Origin of the sequence: Burkholderia lata (assembly GCF_902499025.1) — a bacterium.
Taxonomy (GTDB): domain Bacteria; phylum Pseudomonadota; class Gammaproteobacteria; order Burkholderiales; family Burkholderiaceae; genus Burkholderia; species Burkholderia lata_C.
Map to the genome: position 1 here is coordinate 16,662 of NZ_CABVPW010000062.1, position 23,092 is coordinate 39,753.

Here is a 23,092-nt window from a genome sequence, read left to right on the forward strand (position 1 = left end):
TCCTGACCGATGGATGCGCGCGGCCCCACCGCGCGCCGACGACACTTTACGCCGCCTTCACGCGGCACGCAGCGCCCATTCGACATGCTCGCGCACGACCGGCGACGGATCGTCGGCCCGCGCGCGCAGCGCGGCGACGATCGCGTCGCGCGCCTGCGGCGTGAGCCGGCCCGCGTCCGCGCGCAGCGCATTGCCGAGCCCGACCGCAAGATTGCGCAGCCAGCTTTCGTAGCCGATGCGCCGGATCGCACTGCCCTGCATCCGCGTATCGAACGCGTCCGCATCCCACGCAAACAGCTCGACGAGCGTCGCGCGATCGAGGCCGTGCCGCACGTCGAAATCGGCGACGGGCGCGGCCTGCGCGAACTTGTTCCACGGGCACACGAGCTGGCAATCGTCGCAGCCGTACACGCGATTGCCGATCATCGGCCGCAGCGGCTCGGGGATGCTGCCTTTCAGTTCGATTGTCAGGTACGAGATGCAGCGGCGTGCGTCGACACGGTACGGCTCGACGATCGCACCGGTCGGGCAGGCGCCGATGCAGCGCGTGCAGCTGCCGCAGTGCGCGCCGGGCGTCTCGGGTGCGGTGTCGGGTGACGTGTGCGCGTCGGTCGGCAGCGGCACGTCGACGTAGATCTCGCCGAGGAAGAACAGCGAGCCCGCATCGCGCTGCAACAGCAGCGTGTGCTTGCCGCGCCAGCCGACGCCGGCTTTCTGCGCGAGCTCGACCTCGAGCACGGGCGCCGAATCGGTAAACACGCGGTAACCAAATGCGCCGATCTCTTGCTCGATGCGCTCGGCGAGCGTCTGCAGTCGGTTGCGCAGCACCTTGTGATAGTCGCGGCCGCGTGCATAGATCGACACGACGGCCGCCTGCGGATCGTCGAGCCGGGCCCGTTCGCGCGCACGCCAGTCGTGCGGCGCGAGCGCGCCCGGCTCGCCGCCGGGTGCGTCGGGGGCGAGCGTTTCGGCCGGCAGATAGGCGAGCCGCGCGGAGATCACGCGTCGCGTACCGGCCACAAGTTCGGCCGGACGCGCGCGTTTCATCCCATGTTTCGCCATATAATCCATTTCGCCGTGGTATCCGGCTTCCAGCCAGGCGGCGAGGCCTGCTTCGGCATCCGAGAGATCGGTATCGCTGATGCCGATCGCCCCGAAACCCAATTCGCGCCCCCACGCCCTGATGCGCGCGGCGAGCGCAGTCAACGCCGCATCGTCGAGCGCGCACGGTGCCGCGCCTTCGTCACGAGTCGAAGGCCTGTCGGATGCGGCGAGTTCCGGTAATCGGTTCATCGCACTATTTTACGAGAATGCCAGCCACGCCCAGCCAATCGCCTCACGACGCCATGCTGCCCGCCCTGCTCGCGGAGCGCGTGATCGCGCTCGCCGACGAAGCGGCGACCGAGGCCTTCGGCACCCGCTTCGCACACGCGCTCGACGCGGCACGCATCGAGCTCACCCGCGCGCATGCGTTCGACGGGCTGCAGATCCAGCTGGTCGGCGATCTCGGCGCGGGCAAGACGTCCCTCGTACGCGCGATCCTGCGCGGCCTCGGCCACACGGGGCGCGTGCGCAGTCCGACCTATACGCTCGTCGAGCCGTACGCGCTCGAACGCGACGATGGGGAACTCGAGGTCTATCACTTCGATCTGTATCGTTTCAACGATCCGGCCGAATGGTCCGATGCAGGCTTTCGCGAGTATTTCAATTCCAGCGCGATCTGCCTCGTCGAATGGCCACAACAGGCGGGCACGCTGCTCGGCGTACCCGATCTGGTTTTCTCGCTCGACGTGGATGGCGACGGCCGCGCCCTCACCGTCCGGGCGTACAGCGCTTCAGGAAAGGCATGTCTCGAAAGATGTTGATCAAACCGTTCCGCTCGATCGAATCGGCGGCCACCGCGACGCACAACTGGCGGCGCCGCCAGATCCTGTGCGCGGGCGCGTCGACACTGGTGCTCGGTCTCGTCGCACCGCGGCTCGCGCACGCATCGTCGGTGCTCGGGGTGCGCGTGTGGCCCGCACGCGATTACACGCGCGTCACGATCGAATCCGACCAGCCGCTGCAGAATAGCCAACAGCTGCTGCAGGGTCCCGACCGTCTCGTGGTCGACCTGACCGGCCTCGACCTCGACCAGGCGCTGCGCGACCTCGTGTCGAAGATCGCGCCGAACGATCCGCAGATCCAGTCGGTGCGCGTCGGCCAGTATCAGCCGCACGTCGTGCGGATGGTGTTCGACCTGAAAGGCTCGGTGAAGCCGCAGGTGTTCACGCTGCCGCCGGTCGGCACCTACAAGTACCGGCTCGTGTTCGACCTGTATCCGGCCGTCGCGCCCGATCCGCTGTCCGACCTGATCGCGCAGACGGAACGCAAGGAACAGGCGCTCAACGACACCGCGCGCGCGCAGCAGATGCAACCGCCGACCGCGCTGGCCGGCCCGGGTACGCCCCTGCCGCCGCCTGCCGCGGGCGACAACAGCGACGCGTTCTTCCAGCGCTTCGCGCAGAACACGCCCGCCACGCCGCACACGCCGCCCGCCACGCCTTCGACACCCGCGAAGCCGGCCGTCAAGCCGCCGCCCGTCATCGCACGCCGCGACGACAGCGACGACGACGGCGACACCTACAAGTTCACCGCGCCGAAATCCGGCAAGGGCGGCACCGTGCGCCTGCTGACGGTCGCGATCGATCCGGGCCATGGCGGCGAGGATCCGGGCGCGATCGGCGGCGGCGGCACGTACGAGAAGCACATCGCGCTCGACATCGCGAAGAAGCTGCGCGCGAAGATCGACGGCGCGCCGAACATGCGCGCGATGATGACGCGCGACGCCGACTTCTTCGTGCCGCTGAACGTGCGCGTGCAGAAGGCGCGCCGCGTGGGCGCCGACCTGTTCGTGTCGATCCACGCCGATGCGTTCACGACGCCGTCGGCGCGCGGCTCGTCGGTGTTCGCGCTGTCCGACCACGGCGCGACGAGCGCCGCGGCGCGCTGGATGGCGAACAAGGAGAATTCGTCCGACCTGATCGGCGGCATCAACATCAAGACGGCGGACGCGGCCGTGAACCGCGCGCTGTTCGACATGTCGACGACCGCGCAGATCCGCGACTCGCTGCGCTACGGCAATTACGTGCTGAAGGAAGTGGGCGGCATCAACAAGCTGCACAAGGGCTCGGTCGAGCAGGCCGGGTTCGCGGTGCTGAAGGCGCCCGACATTCCGTCGATCCTCGTCGAAACCGCGTTCATCAGCAACCCGGAAGAGGAAAGCCGGCTGAACGACGACAGCTATCGCGACCAGATGGCCGACGCGATCTTCCGCGGCATCAAGCGCTATTTCGCCGCGAATCCGCCGCTCGCGAAGAGCCGGATGGCCTGACGGCCGTACCCGGCCACCCCGCCCCGCCGCCGGCACGCACCGCGTGCCGGCGCGTCACGATGCCGCGAAGCGGCGCACCAGCTTCCCGCCGAACACGTTCACCGCGAGCCCGCCCATCACGAGCGCCGTGCCGATCAGCTGCGTGCGTGTCAGATGCTCGTCGAGCAGCAGCGCCGACGACGCGAGGCCCACGATCGGCACCAGCAGCGAGAACTGCGCGACCTGCGCGGCCGGATAGCGCGACAGCAGGCGGCTCCACAGTCCGTAGCCGAGCAGCGTCGCGACGAACGCGAGATAGACGACCGCGAAGATCGATGCACCGTTCAGCCCGGCGAGCGCGGTCGCGATCCGCTGCGGCCCTTCGAACCACAGCGACAGCAGGAAGAACGGCACGGGCGGCACGAGACTGGCCCACACGACGAGCGACACGAGGTTCGCCTTGCCGACCTTCTTCGTGACGATGTTGCCGAACGCCCACATCGCGGCCGAGCAGATGGTCAGCACGAAGCCCGCGAGCGTCATCGCGCGGCCGCCCTGCGCCGCGATCACGACAAGACCGCCGGCGGCGATCGCGAGCCCGAGCAGGTTCTGCATGCGCAGCCGCTCGCCGAGGAACAGCATCGCGAACACGAGCGTGAAGAATGCCTGCGACTGCAGCACGAGCGACGCGAGGCCGGCCGGCATGCCGACGTACATGCCGGTGAACAGGAACACGAACTGGCCGAGCTGGATCGTCGCGCCGTACAGCACCAGCAGGCGCCACGGAATCTGCGGCCGGCGCACGAAGAACACCGCGGGCACGGCCGCGAGCGTGAAGCGCAGCGCGCCGAGCAGCATCGGCGGCATGCCGTGCAGGCCGACCTTGATCACGACGAAGTTCACGCCCCACGCCAGGATCACGACCAGCGCAAGCAGCAAGTCCTTCGGGGCCATCATCGGCGTCTCCTCGATTGTCGAATCGTTGTGCAAAGTGCTCTCAGGCCCTGTCGCTTTGCGCCGGGCGCCCCGAGAGAACGTCTGTCGGGGCGGAAAACCCGGGGCGACCCGGCGTTTTCCCGAGCAGCCGGTCAGTCTACCGGGTTTCAGCCTCCGGCCCGATACCCGCGCGGCGCGCATGGAATCGGCGGCGGACGGCCAGTACAATGACCGGCATCCCCCGCCGCCCGACAGGATCCGCCATGACCGCTCCGATCAAAGCCCTGCTGAAGCCGCACGTGCGCGACATCGGCAACCTGCAGGTGCGCCGCACGCTGCCCGCACTCGCCGCCCGCCTCGTCGGCCCGTTCATCTTCTTCGATCACATGGGGCCCGCCACGCTGCCGCCCGGCACGGGGCTCGACGTGCGCCCGCATCCGCATATCGGCCTCGCCACCGTCACCTACCTGTTCGACGGCGCGATCCTGCACCGCGACAGCCTCGGCTCGCTGCAGGAAATCGTGCCGGGCGACGTGAACTGGATGACGGCCGGCCGCGGCATCGTCCACTCGGAACGCACGCCCGACGCGCAGCGCGAAAACGGCCACACCGTGCACGGGATCCAGACCTGGGTCGCGCTGCCGCGCGCGCACGAGACGACCGAGCCGTCGTTCGAGCACCATCCGGCCGACACGCTGCCGAAGCGCAACGAAGACGGCGTATCGCTGACGGTGATCGCCGGCGACGCGTTCGGGCTGCGCTCGCCGGTCACGACGTTCTCGCGCACGCTGTACGTCGCGGCCGAATTCGCGGCCGGCGGCCGCATCGAACTCGACGCGTCGCACGAGGAGCGCGCGGTTTACGTGGTCGACGGCGAGCTCGCGATCGACGGCACGCCGGTGCCCGCCGAGCAGATGGCCGTGCTCGCACCCGGCGCCGCGGTCACGCTGACGAGCGGCAGCGGCGCGCGCGCGATGCTGCTCGGCGGCGACAAGATCGACGGCGAGCGCTTCATCGAATGGAATTTCGTCGCCAGCAGCCGCGAGGCGATCGAGCGCGCGAAAGAAGCCTGGACGCGCCAGGAAATGGGCAAGGTGCCGGGCGAGACCGAGTGGATTCCGCTGCCCGAGTCGAAGCCGCGTTGAAAAAGGGGCGCACCGCCCCCATCCTGACGACATTCGAACCGAAGAGAACGACATGGACACCACGCTTGCCACATTCGAGAAAGACGTCATCGAGGCGTCGCTGGACGCACCCGTGCTGGTCGACTTCTGGGCGCCGTGGTGCGGCCCCTGCAAGACGCTCGGCCCGCTGCTGGAAAAGCTCGAAGGCGACTACGAAGGCCGCTGGAAGCTCGTGAAGGTCAACGTCGACGAGAACCAGGAGCTCGCCGCGCACTTCCAGACGCGCAGCATCCCGCACGTGATCGCGTTCGCCGACGGGCGCCCGGTCGACCAGTTCGTCGGCGTGCTGCCCGAAGGCCAGCTGCGCGCGTTCCTCGACCGCCTGCTGCCGGCGCCCGAGGAAGCCGAACGGCGTGCCGCGCAGTACGCGATGGCCGAGGAGCGCTACGACGACGCGCTCACGCACCTCGAAGCGGCACTCGCGCTGAACCCCGGCTTCGACGACGCACGCCTCGATTTGATCGAACTGCTGCTGGCGAGCAACCAGGTCGACGCTGCGCGTGCCGAGACCGACCGCCTGTCGCCGCAGACCGTGCAGAACGGCGACCCGCGCTACCAGGCGATCAAGACCCGCTTCGACGCACTCGAAGCCACGGCCGACCTGCCGCCGACCGATGCGCTCGAAGCGCGCATCGCGGCGAACCCGGCCGACCTCGACGCGCGCTTCGATCTCGCGCAGAGCCTGATCGCGCGGCGAGCGTATGAAGGTGCGCTGGAGCAGTTGCTGGAAATCGTCACGCGCGATCGCGCGTACGGCGACGATCTCGGTCGCCGCACGATGATCTCGGTGTTCGAGATGGCCGGCGATCACCCGGACCTCGTCGCCGGGTGGCGGCGCAAGCTGAGCATGGCGCTCAACTGAACGGATGTGTGACCCGCCGGGCCGCAACGGCCCGGCTGCGGGATCGCCCCGCCTGACATACGACGGCGCGTGTCACGCGCCGCAGCATCCGTCAACGACCGCGATTCACACGGGCTCAGCCGGCAGCTTGCGCCGCGATCGCGCGCAGCGCATGCGCGGCGGCCGCAAAGCCGAAGCTCGCGGTCACGCACACGCTCGAACCGAATCCCGCACAGTTGAGCCCCGCGACGTGCGCGGCCGCGGACGGCTCCGCGCCGTCCTCGAGGTCGCAGGCGGCCGCTTCCGGGTAGATCAGCGGCTCGTCCGAATACACGGCACTGACCTTGAAACGCGCCTTCGGCCCGCGCGGAAAGCCGTGCTGCTTGCGCAACTGCGCGCGCACCTTCGACAGCAGCGGATCCTGGATCGTCAGCGCGAGATCGTCGATCCGGATACGCGTCGGGTCGAGCTGGCCGCCCGCGCCGCCGACCACGACGAGCGGCTGGCGCTTCGCGACGCACCATGCGATCAGCGCGACCTTCGTGCGCACGCTGTCGATCGCGTCGATCACGTAGTCGAAACCACCGCCGAGCAGCGCATCGAAGTTGTCGGGCTCGACGAAATCCTCGATCCGGTTCACGCGGCATGCGGGATCGATCAGCGCGATCCGCTCGGCCATCGCGTCGACCTTCGGCTTGCCGTAATTGCCGTCGAGTGCGTGGATCTGCCGGTTCGTATTGCTTTCCGCGACGTTGTCGAGATCGATCAGCGTCAGCGTGCCGATCGCGTTGCGCGCGAGCGCCTCGGCCACCCACGACCCGACGCCGCCGATGCCGATCACCGCGACGTGCGCGCGTTCGAATGCGGCGGCCGCCGGCGCGCCGTACAGACGCGCGACGCCGCCGAAACGGCGCGCTCGATCCATGTCAAGCTGGATTTCCGGGGTCGGGGTAAGATCAGAGGAACTGGGCGGGGCAGCGTCGGCGGCAGACATGGCAGCAAGGAAAACGTAAGTCGAGCAGCCCTCTATTTTGCCTGAACTCCCCGCTCGCACGCGCCACTGTGCACGCACGTTTCTCGCGCGTTGGCTACAATGGTTCCAGATTGAAGCGTTTGCATAACATGACGACTCTCGCCGATCTCCGCATCAATTATTCACGTGCTTCGCTCGACGAAGCCGATGTCGCCCACGACCCCTTCGCCCAGTTCGACCGCTGGTTCAAGGAGGCGCTCGCCGCCAAGCTGCCCGAGCCGAACACGATGACGCTCGCGACCGTCGGCGACGACGGCCGGCCGTCGGCACGCATCGTGCTCATCAAGGGCGTCGACGAACGCGGGTTCGTCTTCTTTACCAATTACGAAAGCCGCAAGGGGCGCGATCTCGCCGCGCATCCGCAGGCCGCGCTGCTGTTCTACTGGATCGAGCTCGAGCGCCAGGTGCGCATCGAAGGCCGGATCGAGAAAACCAGCGCAGAAGAAAGCGACCGTTATTTCGCGTCACGCCCGCTCGGCTCGCGCATCGGCGCATGGGCGTCCGACCAGAGCGCGGTGATCGACAGCCGCGCGACGCTCGAAGCGCAGGAAAGGGCCGTCAGCGAACGCTACGGCGACAACCCGCCGCGCCCGCCGCACTGGGGCGGCTACCGCCTCGTGCCCGACTCGATCGAGTTCTGGCAGGGCCGCCCGTCGCGACTGCACGACCGCCTGCTCTATACGCGCGACGCCGACACGTCGCCGGGCTGGTCGATTTCGCGCCTGTCGCCTTAAGCGCGGCGCCGGCATAAGCCGGTCGTGTCTCGTGTTGCATTCGGGCGCCCGCCTCGCAAGCGGCGGGCGCCGGTCAAGATACTTGGCTGTATTCGATTCAACGAACAAACGGAGAATCCAAATGTTCTGGGAAAAGAAGCTGGCACAGTGGGCGGACGAAGTACGGGCGAAAGCGAACATACCGGCGCGCCTCGTGCTGTGGAACGGCGATCAACTCGATTTCGGCACCTTCAGCGCGCCGCAGGTCACGCTGAAGGTCAACAGCGCGTCGGCGTTGCCGCTCCTGCTCGAACCGAGCCTCGACAATCTCGGCGAGGCGTACGTGAAGGGCAAGATCGACATCGAAGGCAAGCTGTCGGACATCATCAACATCGGCTACTCGCTCGCGCGCAGTACGGTCACGAGCGCGAGCAAGCTGGCACGCGTGAAGCGCTACTTCAATCACTCGAAGAGCACCGACAAGAAGGCGATCCAGTATCACTACGACGTCTCGAACGAGTTCTACCAGCTGTGGCTCGACGAGAACATGGTGTACTCGTGCGCGTACTTCGAGAACGGTGACGAGGATCTCGCCACCGCGCAGATCAAGAAAATCGACCATATCCTGACGAAGATCCGGCTCGAGCCCGGCCAGCGCCTGCTCGATATCGGCTGCGGCTGGGGCGCGCTCGTGCTGCGCGCCGCGCAGAAGTTCGGCGCGCAGTGCCTCGGCGTCACGCTGTCGCAGAACCAGTTCGACCTCGCGACCGCGCGCGTGAAAGCCGCCGGGCTGGAGGACAGGATCGAGATCCGGCTGCAGGACTATCGCGAGATCGACGGCCAGTTCGACCGCATCACGAGCGTCGGGATGTTCGAGCACGTCGGGCGCAAGAACCTGCCGCTCTACTTCTCGCGGGTTCGTGAACTGCTCGCCGACGACGGCATCGCGATGAACCACGGGATCACGTCGACCGACGCGGAAAGCGGCGAGACGGCGCTCGGCGGCGGCGAGTTCATCGACCGCTACGTGTTCCCGGACGGCGAGCTGCCGCACATCAGCCTCGCGCTGGAAGCCGCGCAGCGCGGCGGACTCGAAGCGATTGACGTCGAAAGCCTGCGACGGCACTATGCGCGCACGCTCGACATCTGGACGGAAAACTTCGAGGCGAAGGCCGACGAAGCGCGACGACTCGTCGACGACGAAAAATTCCGCATCTGGCGCGTGTATCTCGCCGGCTGCGCGTATGCGTTCGAGCACGACGACGTGTCGATCTTCCAGATCGTGTGCCGCAAGGCCGGGCAGAGCGCGAAATCGCTGCCGTGGTCGCGGCGCTATATGTACGAACACGCGCTGCCGCGCTAGGCGGCGCTTCACGCTGGGCATGCATGGGTGACGGCAGGACGCGGCGCAAGGCGCCGCCGGAACGACAGCAGCAAGACGATGCGGACGCGCCGCACGCCGACGGGCAATTCGACCTGTTCGGCGTGCCGGCCGACGCTGCACGCGCGTCGCCCGACGACGATGGCCTGCCCGCCGACGCCGACGAACACCTGAAACCGGATGCGCGTGACGACGCGCAACCGGCACCGCGCACCCGCCCCCACTCCCGTTCTTCAGACGAAACACCGCCCGCCGCGTCCGGCCTGCTGTGGGACGAACCATCCCCGCCGGCCGCGCCGCCGAAGCAAGGCCGGCGCCGGCGCGGTGTGTTGCCCGCACCCATCGCGCCGGATGTGGCCGATGCGGCAGCCGGCCTGCCGCCGAACGTTCGGCTCGGCACGTCGTCGTGGACCTTCCCCGGCTGGGACGGCATCGTCTACGACGGCGATTTCGCGCAGACCAAGCTGTCGCGCGAAGGGCTCGAAGCGTACGGCGCGCATCCGCTGCTGAAGAGCGTGAGCCTCGACCGCTCGTTCTACGGCCCGCTGTCGGTGGCCGACTACCTGCGCTACGCGCAGCAGGTGCCCGACGATTTCCGCTTCGTCGTGAAGGCGCCGGCCTCCGTGACCGACGCGGTGATCCGCGGCCGGCGCGGCGAGCCGTCGGGGCCGAACCCGACCTTCCTCGACGCGCAGCTCGCCACCCGCGAATTCGTGCAGCCGTGCCTCGAGGGCCTCGGCCACAAAGCCGGCGTGCTCGTGTTCCAGTTCTCGCCGCTGCCCGATCAGCTGCTCGCCGAGCCGGCCGCACTGATCGACCGGCTGGCCGCGTTCTTCGCGGCGCTGCCGCCGCTGCCGCCCGAAGCCGACGGCACCCGCTATGCGATCGAGATTCGCGACGCGAGCCTGCTCACGCCGCGTTTCATCCGCGCGCTCGCCGCGCTCGGCGTGCGCTACTGCGTCGGCCTGCACGCGCGAATGCCCGACCCGCTGCGCCAGGCAGCCGCGCTCGCGCTGCTCGACGGCGACGCGCCGGGCCCGCTGATCGTGCGCTGGAGCCTGCACGGCGGCTTCAAGTATGAACAGGCGAAGGCGAAGTACGAGCCGTTCGACAAGCTCGTCGACGAGGATCCGGCCACGCGCTCGGCGCTCGCCGAACTGGCCGCGCGCTATGCGCTGGCCGGGCAGCCGGTGATCATCACGATCAACAACAAGGCGGAAGGCTCCGCGCCGCTGTCGTGCATCGCGCTTGCGCGCGAGATCGCCGCCGCGTGCGCGCAGTGGCGCAACGAGGCGGCTTGATACCGGCTTGATACCGGCTTGCGCCGGTCGCGCTTACGCGCCGCGCAGCGACTTCAGCCGGTGCGAGAACTTCTGCCGGAATTTCGCGAGCTTCGGCCCGATCACGACCGAGCAGTAGCCCTGCCCCGGGTTACGCGCGTAATAGTTCTGGTGGTAGTCCTCGGCCGGCCAGTAGTTGTCGTCGAGCGGCACGACCTGCGTGACGATCGGCTGCCCGAACACCTGCTCGCGCTCCAGCTCGCGGATCACGTCGAGCGCCGTGTCGCGCTGCGCGTCGGAATGCGTGAACACGACCGAGCGGTACTGCGTGCCGGTGTCGTTGCCCTGCCGGTTCAACTGGGTCGGATCGTGCGTCGCGAAGAAGATCTCGAGAATCTCGCGATAGCCGATGCGCGCCGGATCGAACGTCACGTTGACGACTTCCGCGTGGCCCGTATCGCCTTCGCAGATGTCGCGATAGCCGGGATTGCGCGTATGGCCGCCCGCGTAGCCCGACTGGACGGCCGTCACGCCGTCGACGTCGAGAAACACCGCCTCCGTGCACCAGAAACACCCGCCTCCCAATGTCGCGGTTTCAAGCATCTCGTTCACCATGAAATCAGTCCCTCGTTGATGTCGGCAGCCGGCGCGCATGCACCGGCTGCCACCGTTCCGTCTCGCCGCTGCGCACTCGATTACAGGGCGCAACGGCACTTCGGCAAGTATCGCACTCGCGCGCGAACCTGACAGAGTGCACAGGTGCCGCGCGCGACCGGCCGCCCGTTTTCTCGTCTACACTTAGGCACGCGCGAGCGCGGCGGCGAACCCGCTGTCTCGCGCAACGCACCCGATGCATGCCCGACCCTGATGCAAACATCATCTGCCGGAACATCGCTATGCATGTCTTAACAGACCTCACCCGCGTCACTCGCCCGGCCGTCGCCGCGTCGCGGGCCACCGCTTCGACTGCACCACCCGTTTGCCGTGCATCCGCCCCGCCCCGCGGGCGGCGATCCTGCACACCGCCTTTATCCGCTTTCACGATCTGATGCACGGCGCCGCACGCGCGCCGATGCGTGCATCCGCCTGCCGATCGCTCCCGCCGGCGTAACGCGCCGTGCGACAACCCCGACCCGCACGCCCGCAACGAACGGCCGTGCGACCACGATCCAAACCCATCGAGAGGGCATCACCATGAGCATGCGGCCAGACCCGACGTTTCACGCTTCGCCCGAACTTGCGATGCAGGCGCCGGCGGAGGAGTTCGCCTATACGTTGTTGCTGAGCCCCGATTTTTCCAGACCCGACGCGCTCGCCGTGATCGACGTGAAGCCCGGCTCGCCGACCTACGGAAAGATCGTGCACACGGTGACGATGCCGAACACCGGCGACGAGTTTCACCACTTCGGCTGGAATGCGTGCTCGTCGTCGCTGTCGCCGTTGACGGGCCATGCGTTCCTCGAACGCCGCTTCCTGATCATCCCCGGCCTGCGCTCGTCGCGCATCTACGTGATCGACACGAAGCCGCACCCGACGCAGGCGCGCATCCACAAGATCATCGAGCCCGACGAGATCTTCTCGAAGACCGGCTATTCGCGGCCGCACACCGTTCACTGCGGGCCCGAGGGCATCTACGTGAGCACGCTCGGCGGCGCGGGCAAGGACGGCACCGACGGCGCGCCCGGCATCTTCATCATGGATTGCGAAACCTTCGACGTGCTCGGCCGCTGGGAGATCGACCGCGGCCCGCAGGACAAGCACTACGACTTCTGGTGGAACCTGCCGCGCGACTACATGGTGTCGAGCGAATGGGCGCTGCCGCCGCAATTCGAGAACGGGATCGTGCCGGAGGACCTGCTCGCGAACAAATACGGGCACCGGCTGCATTTCTGGGACCTGCGCGCGCGGCGCAACGTGCAGACGATCGATCTCGGCGCACAGCACCAGATGGCGCTCGAGGTGCGGCCCGCGCACGACCCGGCGCGCGAATACGGATTCGTCGGCGTCGTGGTCGACACGACGAATCTCGAAGGCTCGATCTGGACCTGGTGGCGCGAAGGCGGCAAGTTCCATGTGAAGAAGACGGCGACGATCCCGGCCGAGCCGGCCGCGGCCGACGAGCTGCCGCCGCTGCTCAAGGGATTCGGCGCGGTGCCGCCGCTCGTGACCGACATCGACCTGTCGCTCGACGACCGCTTCCTCTACGTGTCGTGCTGGGGCACCGGCGAGATGCGCCAGTACGACGTGTCGGATCCGCACCACCCGGTGCTCGCGGGGTCGGTCCGGATCGGCGGCATCGCGCGCCGTGCGCCGCACTCGAACGGCCGCGCGTTCGCGGGCGGCCCGCAGATGGTCGAGATCAGCCGCGACGGGAAACGCGTGTACTGGACCAACTCGCTGTATTCGACGTGGGACGACCAGTTCTATCCGGACGGCGTGCCGGGCGCGCAGGTGCTCGCGCATGTGGGGCCGGAAGGCGGCCTGACGCTCGCCGACGATTACTGGGTCGAGTTCCCCGACGGCTATCGCGCGCACCAGATCCGGCTCGAAGGCGGCGACTGCTCGACCGACTCGTTCTGCTATCCGTCGGTCAAGCGTTGAACGCCGGCCTTCACGCCCAGTTCGCGCTGTGGGCGGCCGTGCTCGCGAGCGGGGTGTATCACGGGCTCAACCCCGCGATGGGCTGGCCGCTCGCGGTGTCGAACGCGCTGATGACGCGCCGGGGCGGCGCGCTCGTCGCGGCGCTCGGCTATCTCGCGCTCGGCCATGCGCTCGCCGTGTTCGCGGTGATGCTGCCGTTCGGGCTGCTCGCCGCGCTGCTCGCGTGGCAGACGGCGATCCGGATCGGCGCGAGCGCGCTCGTGATCGGCTTCGGCGCGGTGCTGCTGATCCGGCGCCGGCATCCGCGGGCCCTCGCGCGGATCCCGCCCGCGCGGCTCGGCCTGTGGTCGTTCGCGGTGGCGATCGCGCACGGCGCGGGGCTGATGCTGGTGCCGATCTACCTCGGGCTGTGCGGGCTCGACCAGGAGGTTGGCCATCGTGCGGCGGCCACGCTCGTCGATGCGCATCTCGGGATGGCGCTCGTCGTCGCGGCCGTGCATGCCATCGCGATGATCGGCGCCGGCGGCGGGCTCGCGTGGCTCGTGTACCGCTATCTCGGGCTGAAGTTCGTATCGCGGAGCTGGTTCAATCTCGACGCGGTGTGGGCGTCGAGCCTGATCGTGACGGGCGCATTGTCGCTCGGACTGGCGGCGGCGCGATAGCGCGGTAATCGACGGCAGACGTGGTGCCAGCGGTGCCGGCCTCAACGGCGGTACCGCACACAAATCGCGACAGAACGGCCATGCCGGCAGCGTGCCATGGCGCATCCGGCAGCACGCCGCAGTGTTCGCTGCGTCACCCTGCCCCCGCAATGCGCCGCCTGGGCGGGCCCGGCGGCCTCGATTCCGCTAAAATCGGGCCATGCGCACCCCTTCCCCATCGACCGCCTTGTCGCCTTTCGTCCGCCGTGCCCGCCCCATCCGCGTCGCGCCGCGCCCGCCCGTCTCGTTCCGGATGGCCGCGCGATGAGCCACGCCAATCCCCCGGATTTCGACGCGGCGGCCTTCCGGCAAGCCCTCGGCCAGTTCGCAACGGGCGTGACGGTGATCACGACGCGTGCGCCGTCCGGCCAGTTGATCGGCATCACCGCCAGCTCGTTCAACTCGGTCTCGCTCGATCCGCCGCTCGTGCTGTGGAGCCTCGCGCACAAATCGGCGTCGACGCCCGTGTTCCGCGGCAACAGCCACTACGTGGTGAACGTGCTCGCGGCATCGCAGCTCGACCTGTGCAAGCGCTTCTCGACCTACAAGGGCGACCGCTTCGAAGGGATCGCGCATGCGGCCGGCAACTCGGGGATGCCCGTGCTCGACGGCGCGCTCGCGTGGTTCGAGTGCCACAACCGCAGCCGCTACGATGAAGGCGACCACGTGATCTTCGTCGGCGAAGTGGAGCGCTGCGGCGTGCGCGCGGTATCGGACACGGCACCGCCGCTCGTGTTCCACGGCGGCGGCTTCCACGGCCTTACACCGCTTTGATCGCTCCCGTGCGCGCCAGCCCGACCGGCGCGCCGGCTTCATCCTTCAGCGTCTGCAGCACGATGTTGGAACGGATGTCCATCACGCCCGGCGCCTTGTAGAGCCGGTTCAGCACGAAATCCGAATAGTGCTTGAGGTTGTGCGCGAGCACGCGCAGCAGGTAGTGGCTCTCGCCCGTCACGACGAACGCGCCGACGACCTCCGGCCATTCGCGCAGCGCTTCCGCGAAGCGCTCGTGCCATTGATTTTCTTCGTTGCGCATCGACACCTGAACGAACGCCTCGAGCTCGAAGCCGAGCTTCTCGCGGCTCAGGCACGCGCGATAGTGCTCGATCACGCCCTGCTCCTCGAGCAGGCGCATGCGGCGCAGACAGGCGGATGGCGAAAGCGAAATCCGTTCCGCCAGGTCGAGATTGCTGATTCTGCCCTCTTCCTGCAGGACCGCCAGAATCCGGCAGTCGGTGGCATCGAGCGTGATCGCGTGCATTTTTGGTCCCCGTTTTCCCTCTGAGTCGAATTATCTGCCAATCCGGCGGATTGTCCATGTTTATTTCGCAAGCACTTTCTGCGAGCGTCCACCTATCATTCGAAGGACCGACTCACCGAATCGTCATGCCATGGACACCCTCTGGGACATCTCGCCGCCCGTCAGCCCCGCCACCCCCGTGTGGCCGGGCGATACGCCGGTTTCCGTCGAACGCGTGTGGCGGATGGAGGCCGGCTCGCCGGTCAACGTCGCGCGCCTGACGCTGTCGCCGCACACGGGCGCGCACTGCGACGCGCCGCTGCATTACGACGCCGACGGCGCGCCGATCGGCGCCGTGCCGCTCGACACCTACCTCGGCCCGTGCCGCGTGATCCATTGCATCGGCGCATCGCCGGTCGTGCAGCCGGACGATGTCGCGGCCGCGCTCGACGGCGTACCGCCGCGCGTGCTGCTGCGCACCTATGCGCGCGCCAGCGTGGAGCAGTGGGACAGCAATTTCTGCGCGGTCGCGCCCGAGACCGTCGACCTGCTCGCCGCGCATGGCGTGAAGCTGATCGGCATCGATACGCCGTCGCTCGACCCGCAGGAATCGAAGACGATGGATGCGCATCACCGCATACGCGCGCACCGGATGGCGATCCTCGAAGGCATCGTGCTCGACGACGTGCCGCCCGGCGACTACGAACTGATCGCACTGCCGCTGAAATTCGCGACGCTCGACGCGAGCCCCGTGCGCGCCGTGCTGCGCGCGCTGCCCGCGCGTGCCTCCTGATTACCCCGACCGACGACCCCACATCATGATCAAGACCCGTGAAGACGCGCTCGCGCTCGACCGCGACGATTCGCTCGCCCCGCTGCGCGACCAGTTCTCCCTGCCCGATGGCGTGATCTACCTCGACGGCAACTCGCTCGGCGCACAGCCGCGCGCATCGGCTGCCCGCGCGCAGCAGGTGATCGGCGCCGAATGGGGCGAAGGCCTGATCCGCAGCTGGAACACGGCGGGCTGGTTCGCGCTGCCGCGCCGTCTCGGCGACAAGCTCGCGACGCTGATCGGCGGCGCGCCCGGCGAGACGGTCGTGACCGATACGATCTCGATCAACCTGTTCAAGCTGCTGTCGGCGATGGTGCGCCACCAGGCCGAGCGCGCACCCGAGCGCCGCGTGATCGTGTCGGAACGCTCGAACTTCCCGACCGACCTGTATATCGCGCAGGGGCTGATCGAGCAGCTCGGCGGCGACTACGAACTGCGCCTGATCGACGACCCGGCCGACCTGCCCGACGCGCTCGGCGCGGACACGGCCGTCGCGATGATCACGCACGTGAACTACCGCACCGGCTACATGCACGACATGCCGGCCGTCACGCAGCTCGTGCACGACGCGGGCGGGCTGATGCTGTGGGATCTCGCGCACTCGGCCGGCGCGGTGCCGGTCGACCTGAACGGCGCGCGCGCGGACGGCGCGGTCGGCTGCACGTACAAGTACCTGAACGGCGGCCCCGGCTCGCCCGCCTTCGTGTGGGTGCCGCAGCGCCATCACGCGCACTTCTCGCAGCCGCTGTCGGGCTGGTGGGGCCACCGCGCACCGTTCGCGATGCAACCGGGCTTCGCACCCGACCCGGGCATCGCGCGCTTCCTGTGCGGCACGCAGCCGATCGTGTCGATGTCGATGGTCGAATGCGGGCTCGACGTGTTCCTGCAGACCGACATGCACGCGATCCGCCGCAAGTCGCTCGCGCTGACCGATGCGTTCATCGCGCTCGTCGAAGCACGCTGCGCGGGCCTGTCGCTGAAGCTCGTCACGCCGCGCGCGCATCACCAGCGCGGCTCGCAGGCGAGCTTCGAGCATCCGCACGGCTACGAGGTGATGCAGGCGCTGATCGCGCGCGGCGTGATCGGCGACTACCGCGAGCCGTACGTGCTGCGCTTCGGCTTCACGCCGCTCTATACGCGCTTCGCCGACGTGTGGGATGCCGTCGAGACGCTGCGCGACATCCTCGCCACCGACGCGTGGAAGGCGCCCGAGTTCGCCGAACGCGGCGCGGTGACCTGATCGGCCTTGCCCGGCGCGCGCGAGCCGCGCGCCGCGCCCCGTCATTCAAATCTGGAGAGAATCGTGAATTCTGGTCATATGCAGCCACCTGGCGGCGACGCGCCGGCGGGCTGCCCGTTCTCGGGCGCGCACGCCGCGCATCCGGCGCAAGCGGCCCACGAGGCGCCCCACGTGCCCGGCGATGCCGCGGGCGATGCCGGCTGGCACAACGCGCAGCTCGATTTCTCGAAGTCGATGAGCTACGGCGACTACCTGTCGCTGAATTCGATCCTCGACGCGCAGCATCCGCTGTCGCCCGATCACAACGAGATGCTGTTCATCATCCAGCATCAGACGAGCGAGCTGTGGATGAAGCTCGCGCTGTTCGAGCTGCGCGGCGCCCTCGACGCGGTGCGCACCGACGCGCTGCCGCCCGCGTTCAAGATGCTCGCGCGCGTGTCGCGGATCCTCGAGCAACTGGTGCAGGCGTGGAACGTGCTGTCGACGATGACGCCGTCCGAGTATTCGGCGATGCGCCCGTATCTCGGGCAGTCGTCGGGCTTCCAGTCGTACCAGTACCGGCAGCTCGAATTCCTGCTCGGCAACAAGAACGTGCAGATGCTGCAGCCGCATGCGCACCGGCCCGACGTCCTCGAACAGGTGCGAGCGACGCTCGAGGCGCCGTCGTTCTACGACGAAGTCGTGCGCCTGCTCGCGCGGCGCGGTTTCCCGATCGCGGCGGAGCGGCTCGAGCGCGACTGGACGCAGCCGACCCGGCACGACGAGACGGTCGAAGCCGCGTGGCTCGAGGTGTACCGTCACCCGCAGCAGCACTGGGAACTCTACGAGATGGCCGAGGAGCTCGTCGATCTCGAGGATGCGTTCCGCCAGTGGCGCTTCCGTCACGTGACGACCGTCGAGCGCATCATCGGCTTCAAGCAGGGCACGGGCGGCACCAGCGGCGCACCCTACCTGCGCAAGATGCTCGACGTCGTGCTGTTCCCCGAGCTCTGGCACGTGCGCACCACGCTGTAACGCACCACTCGCCCCCGGGCCCGCCCGCCGTCACGACGACGTGCGGGCCAGCTCCTCCCCTTCGCGCGGCTGCACTGCGGCGCGCGACAGTCGCGGAATGTGCCGTCGCACGACGAGCAGCGCGACGCAGACCACCCCCATCGCGATCGCCAGCATCGTCAGATAGGCCGTGGCACCGCCCGTGGTGATCACGATCGCGCCCGCGAACGCGCTGAGGATCGCGCCGAGCCGGCCGAACGCGAGCGCGCTCGCGGTGCCCGTCGCGCGCACGGCCGTCGGGTAGATGTACGCGCAGAGCGCATACATCGTCGACTGCACCGCGTTGACGAACAGCCCGTGCAGGCCGAGCCCGACGATCAGCCAGCCCGTGTGGCGGCTGGCATCGACCCCCATCAGCCATACCGCGCTCGCCGCGCCGCCGATACTGCACAGCACGAGCGGCCAGCGCGACCCGGCATGCGCGATCGTCCACGCGCACAGCAGCGCGCCGATCACGCCGCCGAGGTTGTAAGCGGTGAGCCCCGACCCCGCGACCGACACGCTCAACCCGCTCGCCGCCAGCATCGTCGGCAGCCAGCTGAACGCCGCATACACGGCGAGCAGGCACATGAAGAACGCGCACCACAGCGCGATCGTGTCGCGCGCCTGACCGCTCGCAAACAACGCGCCGAAGCCGCCGCGCCCGCCTGCCGCCCGGGCGTCCTTCAGGTCGGTGAAGGTGGTGCCCGGCGCGACAGGCCGCTCCATCCGCGCGAGCAGCGCGCCGAGTTCCGGCCAGCGCGCGGGGCGCCGCGCGAGATAGCGCGGCGATTCGGGCAACGCACGCACGAGCACGAAGCCGAGCACGAGCGGCAACGCACCGCCCGCGAAGAACAGCCCGCGCCAGCCGTAGCGCGGCAGCACCTCGTGCGCGAACAAGCCGGCCAGCATCCCGCCGAGCGGCACGCAGACGATCGTCGCGGTCACCATCATCGTGCGACGCCGCGCGGGTGTGTATTCGGCCGTCATCGTCGTGGCCGTCGGCAACGCACCGCCGATCCCGAGGCCCGCGACGAAGCGCAGCACCGCGATCGCCGTGACGTCCGGTGCGAAGCCGATCGCGCAGGTCGCGATGCCGAACAGGAACACACTGCCGATCACGGCCTGGCGGCGGCCGAAGCGGTCGGCAACGATCCCCGCGCACGCGCTGCCGATCCCCATTCCGATCAGCCCGGCCGCCACCGCCGGCGCGAACGCGCCGCGCGTGATGCCCCATTCGCGGATCAGCACCGGAATCGCGAAGCCGATCAGCTGGCCGTCGAAGCCGTCGAGCACAATCGCGAGCGCGGCGAGCAACACCACGTAGCGCTGCATCGTCGTGAACGGCCCGTCGTCGAGCGTCGCGCCGATGTCGACGGACGGCGACTGCAATCCGTCGCGGGTGCTCATGCGACCTCCCGTTCACCGCACACAGGCGGCAACATGCGCGAGCGGCGCGCGGCAAGACAACGGCATTCGATGGCTTTCATGGCGTCTCCGGTGGCCCGGGCTGGCGCGGTGGCGCGTGCCCGGATCTCGTGCTGCGCAGGCGGCCGGTGTCGACGCATCGGCGCCGGCTCCGGTGTCTCGTCCAACCCGTCCCGATCCGGCGCCGTCGCCTGCGCGCGACGCGCTCGTCCCGTCGTGCGGCGCAAGCCGCGCCGCCAGCCTGATGCTCAGTTCATCCGTGCGTCGATCAGCCGGACCAGCGCGAGCAGCGTTTCCGCGTGCGGCACCGCGACACCCGCTTCGCGCGCCGCCGCGACGACCTTGCCGCTGATCGCGTCGATTTCCGTGCGACGGCCCGCGAGCACGTCCTGCAGCATCGACGGGCGATGACCGCGATGCTCGCGGATCGCATGCTCGACGTTGCGCGCGATGCGTTCGCCGTCGACCGCGATGCCCTTCGCGCGGGCGACGGCAGCCGTCTCGGCCGCGATCGTCTGCGCGAGCCGCAGCCCGTCGTGGTGTTCGCCGAGCTGGTCGACCGTGCAACGTGTTACCGCGCACAGCGTGTTGAGCGCCGCATTGAACGCGACCTTCTCCCAGATCGCGGCCCATACGTCGGCGTCCAGCGTGCACGCGAGCCCCGCGCGCGACAGCGCGTCGGCGACGGCGGCCGCGAACGTGCGCTCCGCGCCGTCGGCCGTCATCATCCTGATGACGCCCGCACCGTGCGAATGCACATGGCCCGGCCCCGCGAGATCGGCGGGCCAGGTCGTGACGCCGACGAGAATGCGCTCGATCGGCACGAACGCATTCAACGTCTCGACGTTGCCGAGCCCGTTCTGCAGCGTCAGTACGTACGTGTAGGGGCTCAGCAGCGCGCGCACGCCGTCCAGTGCGTGGCGCGTGTGCAGCGATTTCGTGAAGACGATCAGCAGGTCGAATGGTGTGTCGGGCGAAGCGGCTGCGTCCGCTTGCACGGCTTCCGGCCGCACGGCCTGCAACGTACGGATGCGCCGTTCGCCGCGATCGTCATCGATACGCAGCCCGTCGCGGCGAATCGCATCGAGATGCGCATCGTTCACGTCGATCAGCGTGACGGCTTCGCCGCTTTCGGCCAGCAGCCCGCCGAACAGCGAGCCCATCGCGCCCGCGCCCAGAATCGCAATCCTCATCGTCGGCGCCCTCGTCAGAACGGATAGTGGCGCGGTGCGGTCTGCACCGTGATCCAGCGCAGGTCCGTGAACGCCGCGATACCGGCCTTGCCGCCGAAGTGGCCGAAGCCGCTGTCCTTCACGCCGCCGAACGGCATCTGCGCCTCGTCGTGCACGGTCGGACCGTTCACGTGACAGATGCCCGATTCGATGCGCGCCGCGACGCGCATCGCACGCGCGACATCGCGGCTGAACACGGCCGATGACAGCCCGAACGCGTTGTCGTTCGCGCAGCGGATCGCGGCGTCCTCGCCGTCGACGCGCACGATGCCCTTCACCGGGCCGAACGACTCTTCCGCATAGATGCGCATCGCCGGCGTCACATTGTCGAGCAGCGTGGCCGGGAACAGCGTGCTGTCGGCCTTGCCGCCGCACACGAGCGTCGCGCCGTGCGCGAGCGCATCGTCGATCAGCGCGTTGCAGCGCTCGACAGCCTTCATGTCGATCAGCGAACCGAGCACGACAGGCCCGTTGCGCGGATCGCCGAGCGGCAGCGACACGGCCTTGTCGGCGAGCTTCGCGACGAACGCGTCGGCGATCGATGCGTCGACGACGATGCGCTCGGTCGACATGCAGATCTGCCCGGAATTCGCGAACGCGCCGAACGCGGCCGCCGCGACTGCCGCGTCGAGATCCGCATCGTCGAGCACGACGAACGGCGCCTTGCCGCCGAGTTCCAGCACCGACGGTTTCAGGTGGCGCGCGCACGCTTCGGCGACGATCCTGCCGACCCGCGTCGAGCCCGTGAAATTCACGCGACGCACGGCCGGATGCGCAATCAACGCATCGACGATGGCGCCCGCATCCTCGGGCGCGTTCGTCACGAAATTGACGACGCCGGGCGGCAGCCCGGCCTCCTGCAGCGCCTCGACGATCAGCCCGTGCGTGACAGGGCACAGCTCCGAGCCCTTCAGCACGACCGTGTTGCCGCACGCGAGCGGCAGCGCGAGCGCGCGCGTCGCGAGGATCACCGGTGCGTTCCACGGCGCGATGCCGAGCACGACGCCGGCCGGCTGCCGCACGCCCATCGCGAGCGAGCCCGGCACGTCGGACGGGATCAGCTCGCCGCCGACCTGCGTGGTCAGCGACGCGGCCTCGACGAGCCCGCTCGCGGCAAGGTGCACGTTGAAGCCGGCCCACAGCGCGGACGCGCCCGTCTCGGCCGCCATTGCGGCGACGAACTGCTCGTGCTTCGCTTCGAGTGCGGCGGCCGCCTTCAGCAGCAGCGCGCGGCGTGCGCCGGGGCCGAGCGCGGCCCAGTCGGGAAACGCGCGGGCGGCCGCGTCGGCCGCCGCACGCGCATCGTCGACGGTGCACGCGGGCGCTTCGGACGCGACTTCGCCATCGAGCGGGTTGCGGCGCACGAAGGTCGCGCCGCTGGATGAGTGACGGCGTTCGCCGCCGATCAGCATCGATACGGTTTGCATGGAGTCTCCGGAAGGACGCGCGTTGCGCATCACGTAATTCAGGCAATCTCGACTTCGACGACGACCGGCGTCGCGGCGCGCAGCGCGTCGGTCAGCGTGTCGCGCAGGTGCGCGGCAGCGGTCACACGCACGCCGCGGCAGCCCATCCCTTGCGCGAGCGCGACGAAATCCAGGTTCGGCAGATCGGTGCCCTGCACGGGGTCATCCGGGCCGAAGCCGAACACCGGCGCGAAATCCTGCAGCGCCGCGTAACGACGATTGTTCAGGATTACGAACGTGATCGGCAGCTTCAGCTGCGCGGCGCTCCACAAGGCCTGGATCGAATACAGGCTCGACCCGTCGCCGATCAGCCCGATCACGCGCCGGCCCGGCTGCGCAAGCGCGACGCCGACGGCGGCCGGCATCCCGTAGCCGAGCCCGCCGCTGTCCATCGTGTAGAACGTGCCGCTGTGCGTGAACGGCAGGTGTTCCTGCATCACGGGCCGCGCGCTCGGCGCTTCCTCGACGACGATGTCGTGCGCATCGCGCACGTCGGCGAGCGTCTGCAGCGCGAACGCAACCGACATGCGTTCGCCGGCGGCGGGCGGTTCGACGCGCGTGCGCGGCGGCCGCGGTGCGGGCATCGGCCGCTCGGGCGGC

The 23,092-nt window shown here is 68.9% G+C and carries 22 protein-coding genes; 13 read left to right on the top strand and 9 right to left on the bottom strand.

Translation table 11 applies throughout. The annotated features are described in order from the left end of the window. Positions 1-57: 57 nt before the first annotated feature. A complete protein-coding gene (queG, locus tag BDI24065_RS38180) occupies positions 58-1,293 on the bottom strand; it encodes a tRNA epoxyqueuosine(34) reductase QueG (protein ID WP_175035539.1) in 1,236 nt (411 codons plus the stop codon). A gap of 17 nt (positions 1,294-1,310) precedes the next feature. On the opposite strand from queG, the gene tsaE reads away from it, so the two are divergent. Beyond that, complete coding sequence (tsaE, locus tag BDI24065_RS38185) at positions 1,311-1,865, top strand: tRNA (adenosine(37)-N6)-threonylcarbamoyltransferase complex ATPase subunit type 1 TsaE (protein ID WP_175035540.1); 555 nt, start codon at positions 1,311-1,313, stop codon at positions 1,863-1,865. After that, the gene (locus tag BDI24065_RS38190) at positions 1,847-3,373 is read left to right on the top strand and encodes an N-acetylmuramoyl-L-alanine amidase (protein WP_175016006.1); all 1,527 of its coding nucleotides are present in this window, start codon (positions 1,847-1,849) and stop codon (positions 3,371-3,373) included. The genes tsaE and BDI24065_RS38190 overlap by 19 nt, the downstream gene beginning before the upstream one ends. A gap of 54 nt (positions 3,374-3,427) precedes the next feature. Here the strand turns inward: BDI24065_RS38190 and BDI24065_RS38195 are convergent, their stop codons facing one another. After that, positions 3,428-4,306 (bottom strand): EamA family transporter, encoded by an 879-nt coding sequence (locus BDI24065_RS38195; RefSeq protein WP_175035554.1) that lies wholly within the window; start codon positions 4,304-4,306, stop codon positions 3,428-3,430. A 245-nt stretch (positions 4,307-4,551) separates the two neighbouring features. Between BDI24065_RS38195 and BDI24065_RS38200 the strand changes: the two genes are divergently transcribed. Together BDI24065_RS38200 and trxA are read left to right on the top strand one after the other, a co-directional pair. Further along, positions 4,552-5,433: a pirin family protein gene (locus tag BDI24065_RS38200; RefSeq protein ID WP_175035541.1), complete on the top strand. Its 882-nt coding sequence runs from the start codon at positions 4,552-4,554 to the stop codon at positions 5,431-5,433. A gap of 52 nt (positions 5,434-5,485) precedes the next feature. After that, a complete protein-coding gene (gene trxA, locus BDI24065_RS38205; protein WP_175035542.1) occupies positions 5,486-6,334 on the top strand; it encodes a thioredoxin in 849 nt (282 codons plus the stop codon). A 115-nt stretch (positions 6,335-6,449) separates the two neighbouring features. On the opposite strand, the gene tcdA is transcribed toward trxA, so the two are convergent. Next, positions 6,450-7,307, bottom strand: coding sequence for a tRNA cyclic N6-threonylcarbamoyladenosine(37) synthase TcdA (gene tcdA, locus BDI24065_RS38210; RefSeq protein WP_175035543.1), 858 nt, complete (start codon positions 7,305-7,307; stop codon positions 6,450-6,452). Between the two features lie 128 nt (positions 7,308-7,435). On the opposite strand from tcdA, the gene pdxH reads away from it, so the two are divergent. From pdxH to BDI24065_RS38225, 3 genes are all read left to right on the top strand, one after another. After that, entirely contained in the window at positions 7,436-8,080 is a 645-nt protein-coding gene (gene pdxH / locus BDI24065_RS38215; RefSeq protein WP_175035544.1) for a pyridoxamine 5'-phosphate oxidase, read from the top strand. A gap of 121 nt (positions 8,081-8,201) precedes the next feature. Next, entirely contained in the window at positions 8,202-9,422 is a 1,221-nt protein-coding gene (locus BDI24065_RS38220) for an SAM-dependent methyltransferase (RefSeq protein ID WP_175035545.1), read from the top strand. A gap of 23 nt (positions 9,423-9,445) precedes the next feature. After that, positions 9,446-10,741 carry a DUF72 domain-containing protein gene (locus BDI24065_RS38225; protein WP_175035546.1) on the top strand — a complete coding sequence of 432 codons (1,296 nt, stop codon included), beginning with the start codon at positions 9,446-9,448 and terminating at the stop codon, positions 10,739-10,741. 33 nt (positions 10,742-10,774) lie between these two features. Here BDI24065_RS38225 and msrA read toward each other — a convergent pair whose 3' ends face one another. Continuing rightward, complete coding sequence (gene msrA, locus BDI24065_RS38230) at positions 10,775-11,335, bottom strand: peptide-methionine (S)-S-oxide reductase MsrA (protein ID WP_175035547.1); 561 nt, start codon at positions 11,333-11,335, stop codon at positions 10,775-10,777. Between the two features lie 579 nt (positions 11,336-11,914). On the opposite strand from msrA, the gene BDI24065_RS38235 reads away from it, so the two are divergent. The 3 genes from BDI24065_RS38235 (at position 11,915) to BDI24065_RS38245 (ending at position 14,796) form a co-directional block, all read left to right on the top strand. Further along, the gene (locus tag BDI24065_RS38235) at positions 11,915-13,321 is read left to right on the top strand and encodes a selenium-binding family protein (protein WP_175035548.1); all 1,407 of its coding nucleotides are present in this window, start codon (positions 11,915-11,917) and stop codon (positions 13,319-13,321) included. After that, positions 13,318-13,983, top strand: a complete 666-nt coding sequence (locus BDI24065_RS38240; protein WP_175035549.1) for a hypothetical protein — start codon at positions 13,318-13,320, stop codon at positions 13,981-13,983. The genes BDI24065_RS38235 and BDI24065_RS38240 overlap by 4 nt, the downstream gene beginning before the upstream one ends. 303 nt (positions 13,984-14,286) lie before the next feature. Then, positions 14,287-14,796 carry a flavin reductase family protein gene (locus BDI24065_RS38245; RefSeq protein ID WP_011353017.1) on the top strand — a complete coding sequence of 170 codons (510 nt, stop codon included), beginning with the start codon at positions 14,287-14,289 and terminating at the stop codon, positions 14,794-14,796. On the opposite strand, the gene BDI24065_RS38250 is transcribed toward BDI24065_RS38245, so the two are convergent. Continuing rightward, complete coding sequence (locus BDI24065_RS38250) at positions 14,783-15,283, bottom strand: Lrp/AsnC family transcriptional regulator (RefSeq protein ID WP_006477992.1); 501 nt, start codon at positions 15,281-15,283, stop codon at positions 14,783-14,785. The genes BDI24065_RS38245 and BDI24065_RS38250 overlap by 14 nt on opposite strands. Before the next feature lie 130 nt (positions 15,284-15,413). On the opposite strand from BDI24065_RS38250, the gene kynB reads away from it, so the two are divergent. From kynB to kynA, 3 genes are all read left to right on the top strand, one after another. Continuing rightward, positions 15,414-16,055, top strand: a complete 642-nt coding sequence (kynB, locus tag BDI24065_RS38255; RefSeq protein ID WP_175035550.1) for an arylformamidase — start codon at positions 15,414-15,416, stop codon at positions 16,053-16,055. Between the two features lie 25 nt (positions 16,056-16,080). Then, positions 16,081-17,334 carry a kynureninase gene (gene kynU / locus BDI24065_RS38260; RefSeq protein ID WP_438820049.1) on the top strand — a complete coding sequence of 418 codons (1,254 nt, stop codon included), beginning with the start codon at positions 16,081-16,083 and terminating at the stop codon, positions 17,332-17,334. Positions 17,335-17,412: 78 nt separating this feature from the next. Further along, positions 17,413-18,348: a tryptophan 2,3-dioxygenase gene (gene kynA, locus BDI24065_RS38265; RefSeq protein WP_175035556.1), complete on the top strand. Its 936-nt coding sequence runs from the start codon at positions 17,413-17,415 to the stop codon at positions 18,346-18,348. Positions 18,349-18,378: 30 nt separating this feature from the next. On the opposite strand, the gene BDI24065_RS38270 is transcribed toward kynA, so the two are convergent. From BDI24065_RS38270 to BDI24065_RS38285, 4 genes are all read right to left on the bottom strand, one after another. Beyond that, positions 18,379-19,776 carry an MFS transporter gene (locus tag BDI24065_RS38270; RefSeq protein WP_175035551.1) on the bottom strand — a complete coding sequence of 466 codons (1,398 nt, stop codon included), beginning with the start codon at positions 19,774-19,776 and terminating at the stop codon, positions 18,379-18,381. Positions 19,777-20,042: 266 nt separating this feature from the next. Further along, complete coding sequence (locus tag BDI24065_RS38275) at positions 20,043-20,987, bottom strand: ketopantoate reductase family protein (protein ID WP_175035552.1); 945 nt, start codon at positions 20,985-20,987, stop codon at positions 20,043-20,045. Positions 20,988-21,001: 14 nt separating this feature from the next. Then, entirely contained in the window at positions 21,002-22,453 is a 1,452-nt protein-coding gene (locus BDI24065_RS38280) for an aldehyde dehydrogenase (RefSeq protein WP_175035553.1), read from the bottom strand. Positions 22,454-22,491: 38 nt separating this feature from the next. Further along, positions 22,492-23,092: thiamine pyrophosphate-dependent enzyme (locus BDI24065_RS38285; RefSeq protein ID WP_254609944.1), on the bottom strand; the 601-nt coding region annotated here is incomplete at its 5' end.

Coding starts and splice junctions, on each gene's coding strand:
- queG (WP_175035539.1), bottom strand. CDS start 1,293: ATGAACCGATTACCGGAACTCGCCGCATCCGACAGGCCTTCGACTCGT.
- tsaE (WP_175035540.1), top strand. CDS start 1,311: ATGCCAGCCACGCCCAGCCAATCGCCTCACGACGCCATGCTGCCCGCC.
- BDI24065_RS38190 (WP_175016006.1), top strand. CDS start 1,847: ATGTCTCGAAAGATGTTGATCAAACCGTTCCGCTCGATCGAATCGGCG.
- BDI24065_RS38195 (WP_175035554.1), bottom strand. CDS start 4,306: ATGGCCCCGAAGGACTTGCTGCTTGCGCTGGTCGTGATCCTGGCGTGG.
- BDI24065_RS38200 (WP_175035541.1), top strand. CDS start 4,552: ATGACCGCTCCGATCAAAGCCCTGCTGAAGCCGCACGTGCGCGACATC.
- trxA (WP_175035542.1), top strand. CDS start 5,486: ATGGACACCACGCTTGCCACATTCGAGAAAGACGTCATCGAGGCGTCG.
- tcdA (WP_175035543.1), bottom strand. CDS start 7,307: ATGTCTGCCGCCGACGCTGCCCCGCCCAGTTCCTCTGATCTTACCCCG.
- pdxH (WP_175035544.1), top strand. CDS start 7,436: ATGACGACTCTCGCCGATCTCCGCATCAATTATTCACGTGCTTCGCTC.
- BDI24065_RS38220 (WP_175035545.1), top strand. CDS start 8,202: ATGTTCTGGGAAAAGAAGCTGGCACAGTGGGCGGACGAAGTACGGGCG.
- BDI24065_RS38225 (WP_175035546.1), top strand. CDS start 9,446: ATGGGTGACGGCAGGACGCGGCGCAAGGCGCCGCCGGAACGACAGCAG.
- msrA (WP_175035547.1), bottom strand. CDS start 11,335: ATGGTGAACGAGATGCTTGAAACCGCGACATTGGGAGGCGGGTGTTTC.
- BDI24065_RS38235 (WP_175035548.1), top strand. CDS start 11,915: ATGAGCATGCGGCCAGACCCGACGTTTCACGCTTCGCCCGAACTTGCG.
- BDI24065_RS38245 (WP_011353017.1), top strand. CDS start 14,287: ATGAGCCACGCCAATCCCCCGGATTTCGACGCGGCGGCCTTCCGGCAA.
- BDI24065_RS38250 (WP_006477992.1), bottom strand. CDS start 15,283: ATGCACGCGATCACGCTCGATGCCACCGACTGCCGGATTCTGGCGGTC.
- kynB (WP_175035550.1), top strand. CDS start 15,414: ATGGACACCCTCTGGGACATCTCGCCGCCCGTCAGCCCCGCCACCCCC.
- kynU (WP_438820049.1), top strand. CDS start 16,081: ATGATCAAGACCCGTGAAGACGCGCTCGCGCTCGACCGCGACGATTCG.
- kynA (WP_175035556.1), top strand. CDS start 17,413: ATGCAGCCACCTGGCGGCGACGCGCCGGCGGGCTGCCCGTTCTCGGGC.
- BDI24065_RS38270 (WP_175035551.1), bottom strand. CDS start 19,776: ATGAGCACCCGCGACGGATTGCAGTCGCCGTCCGTCGACATCGGCGCG.
- BDI24065_RS38275 (WP_175035552.1), bottom strand. CDS start 20,987: ATGAGGATTGCGATTCTGGGCGCGGGCGCGATGGGCTCGCTGTTCGGC.
- BDI24065_RS38280 (WP_175035553.1), bottom strand. CDS start 22,453: ATGCAAACCGTATCGATGCTGATCGGCGGCGAACGCCGTCACTCATCC.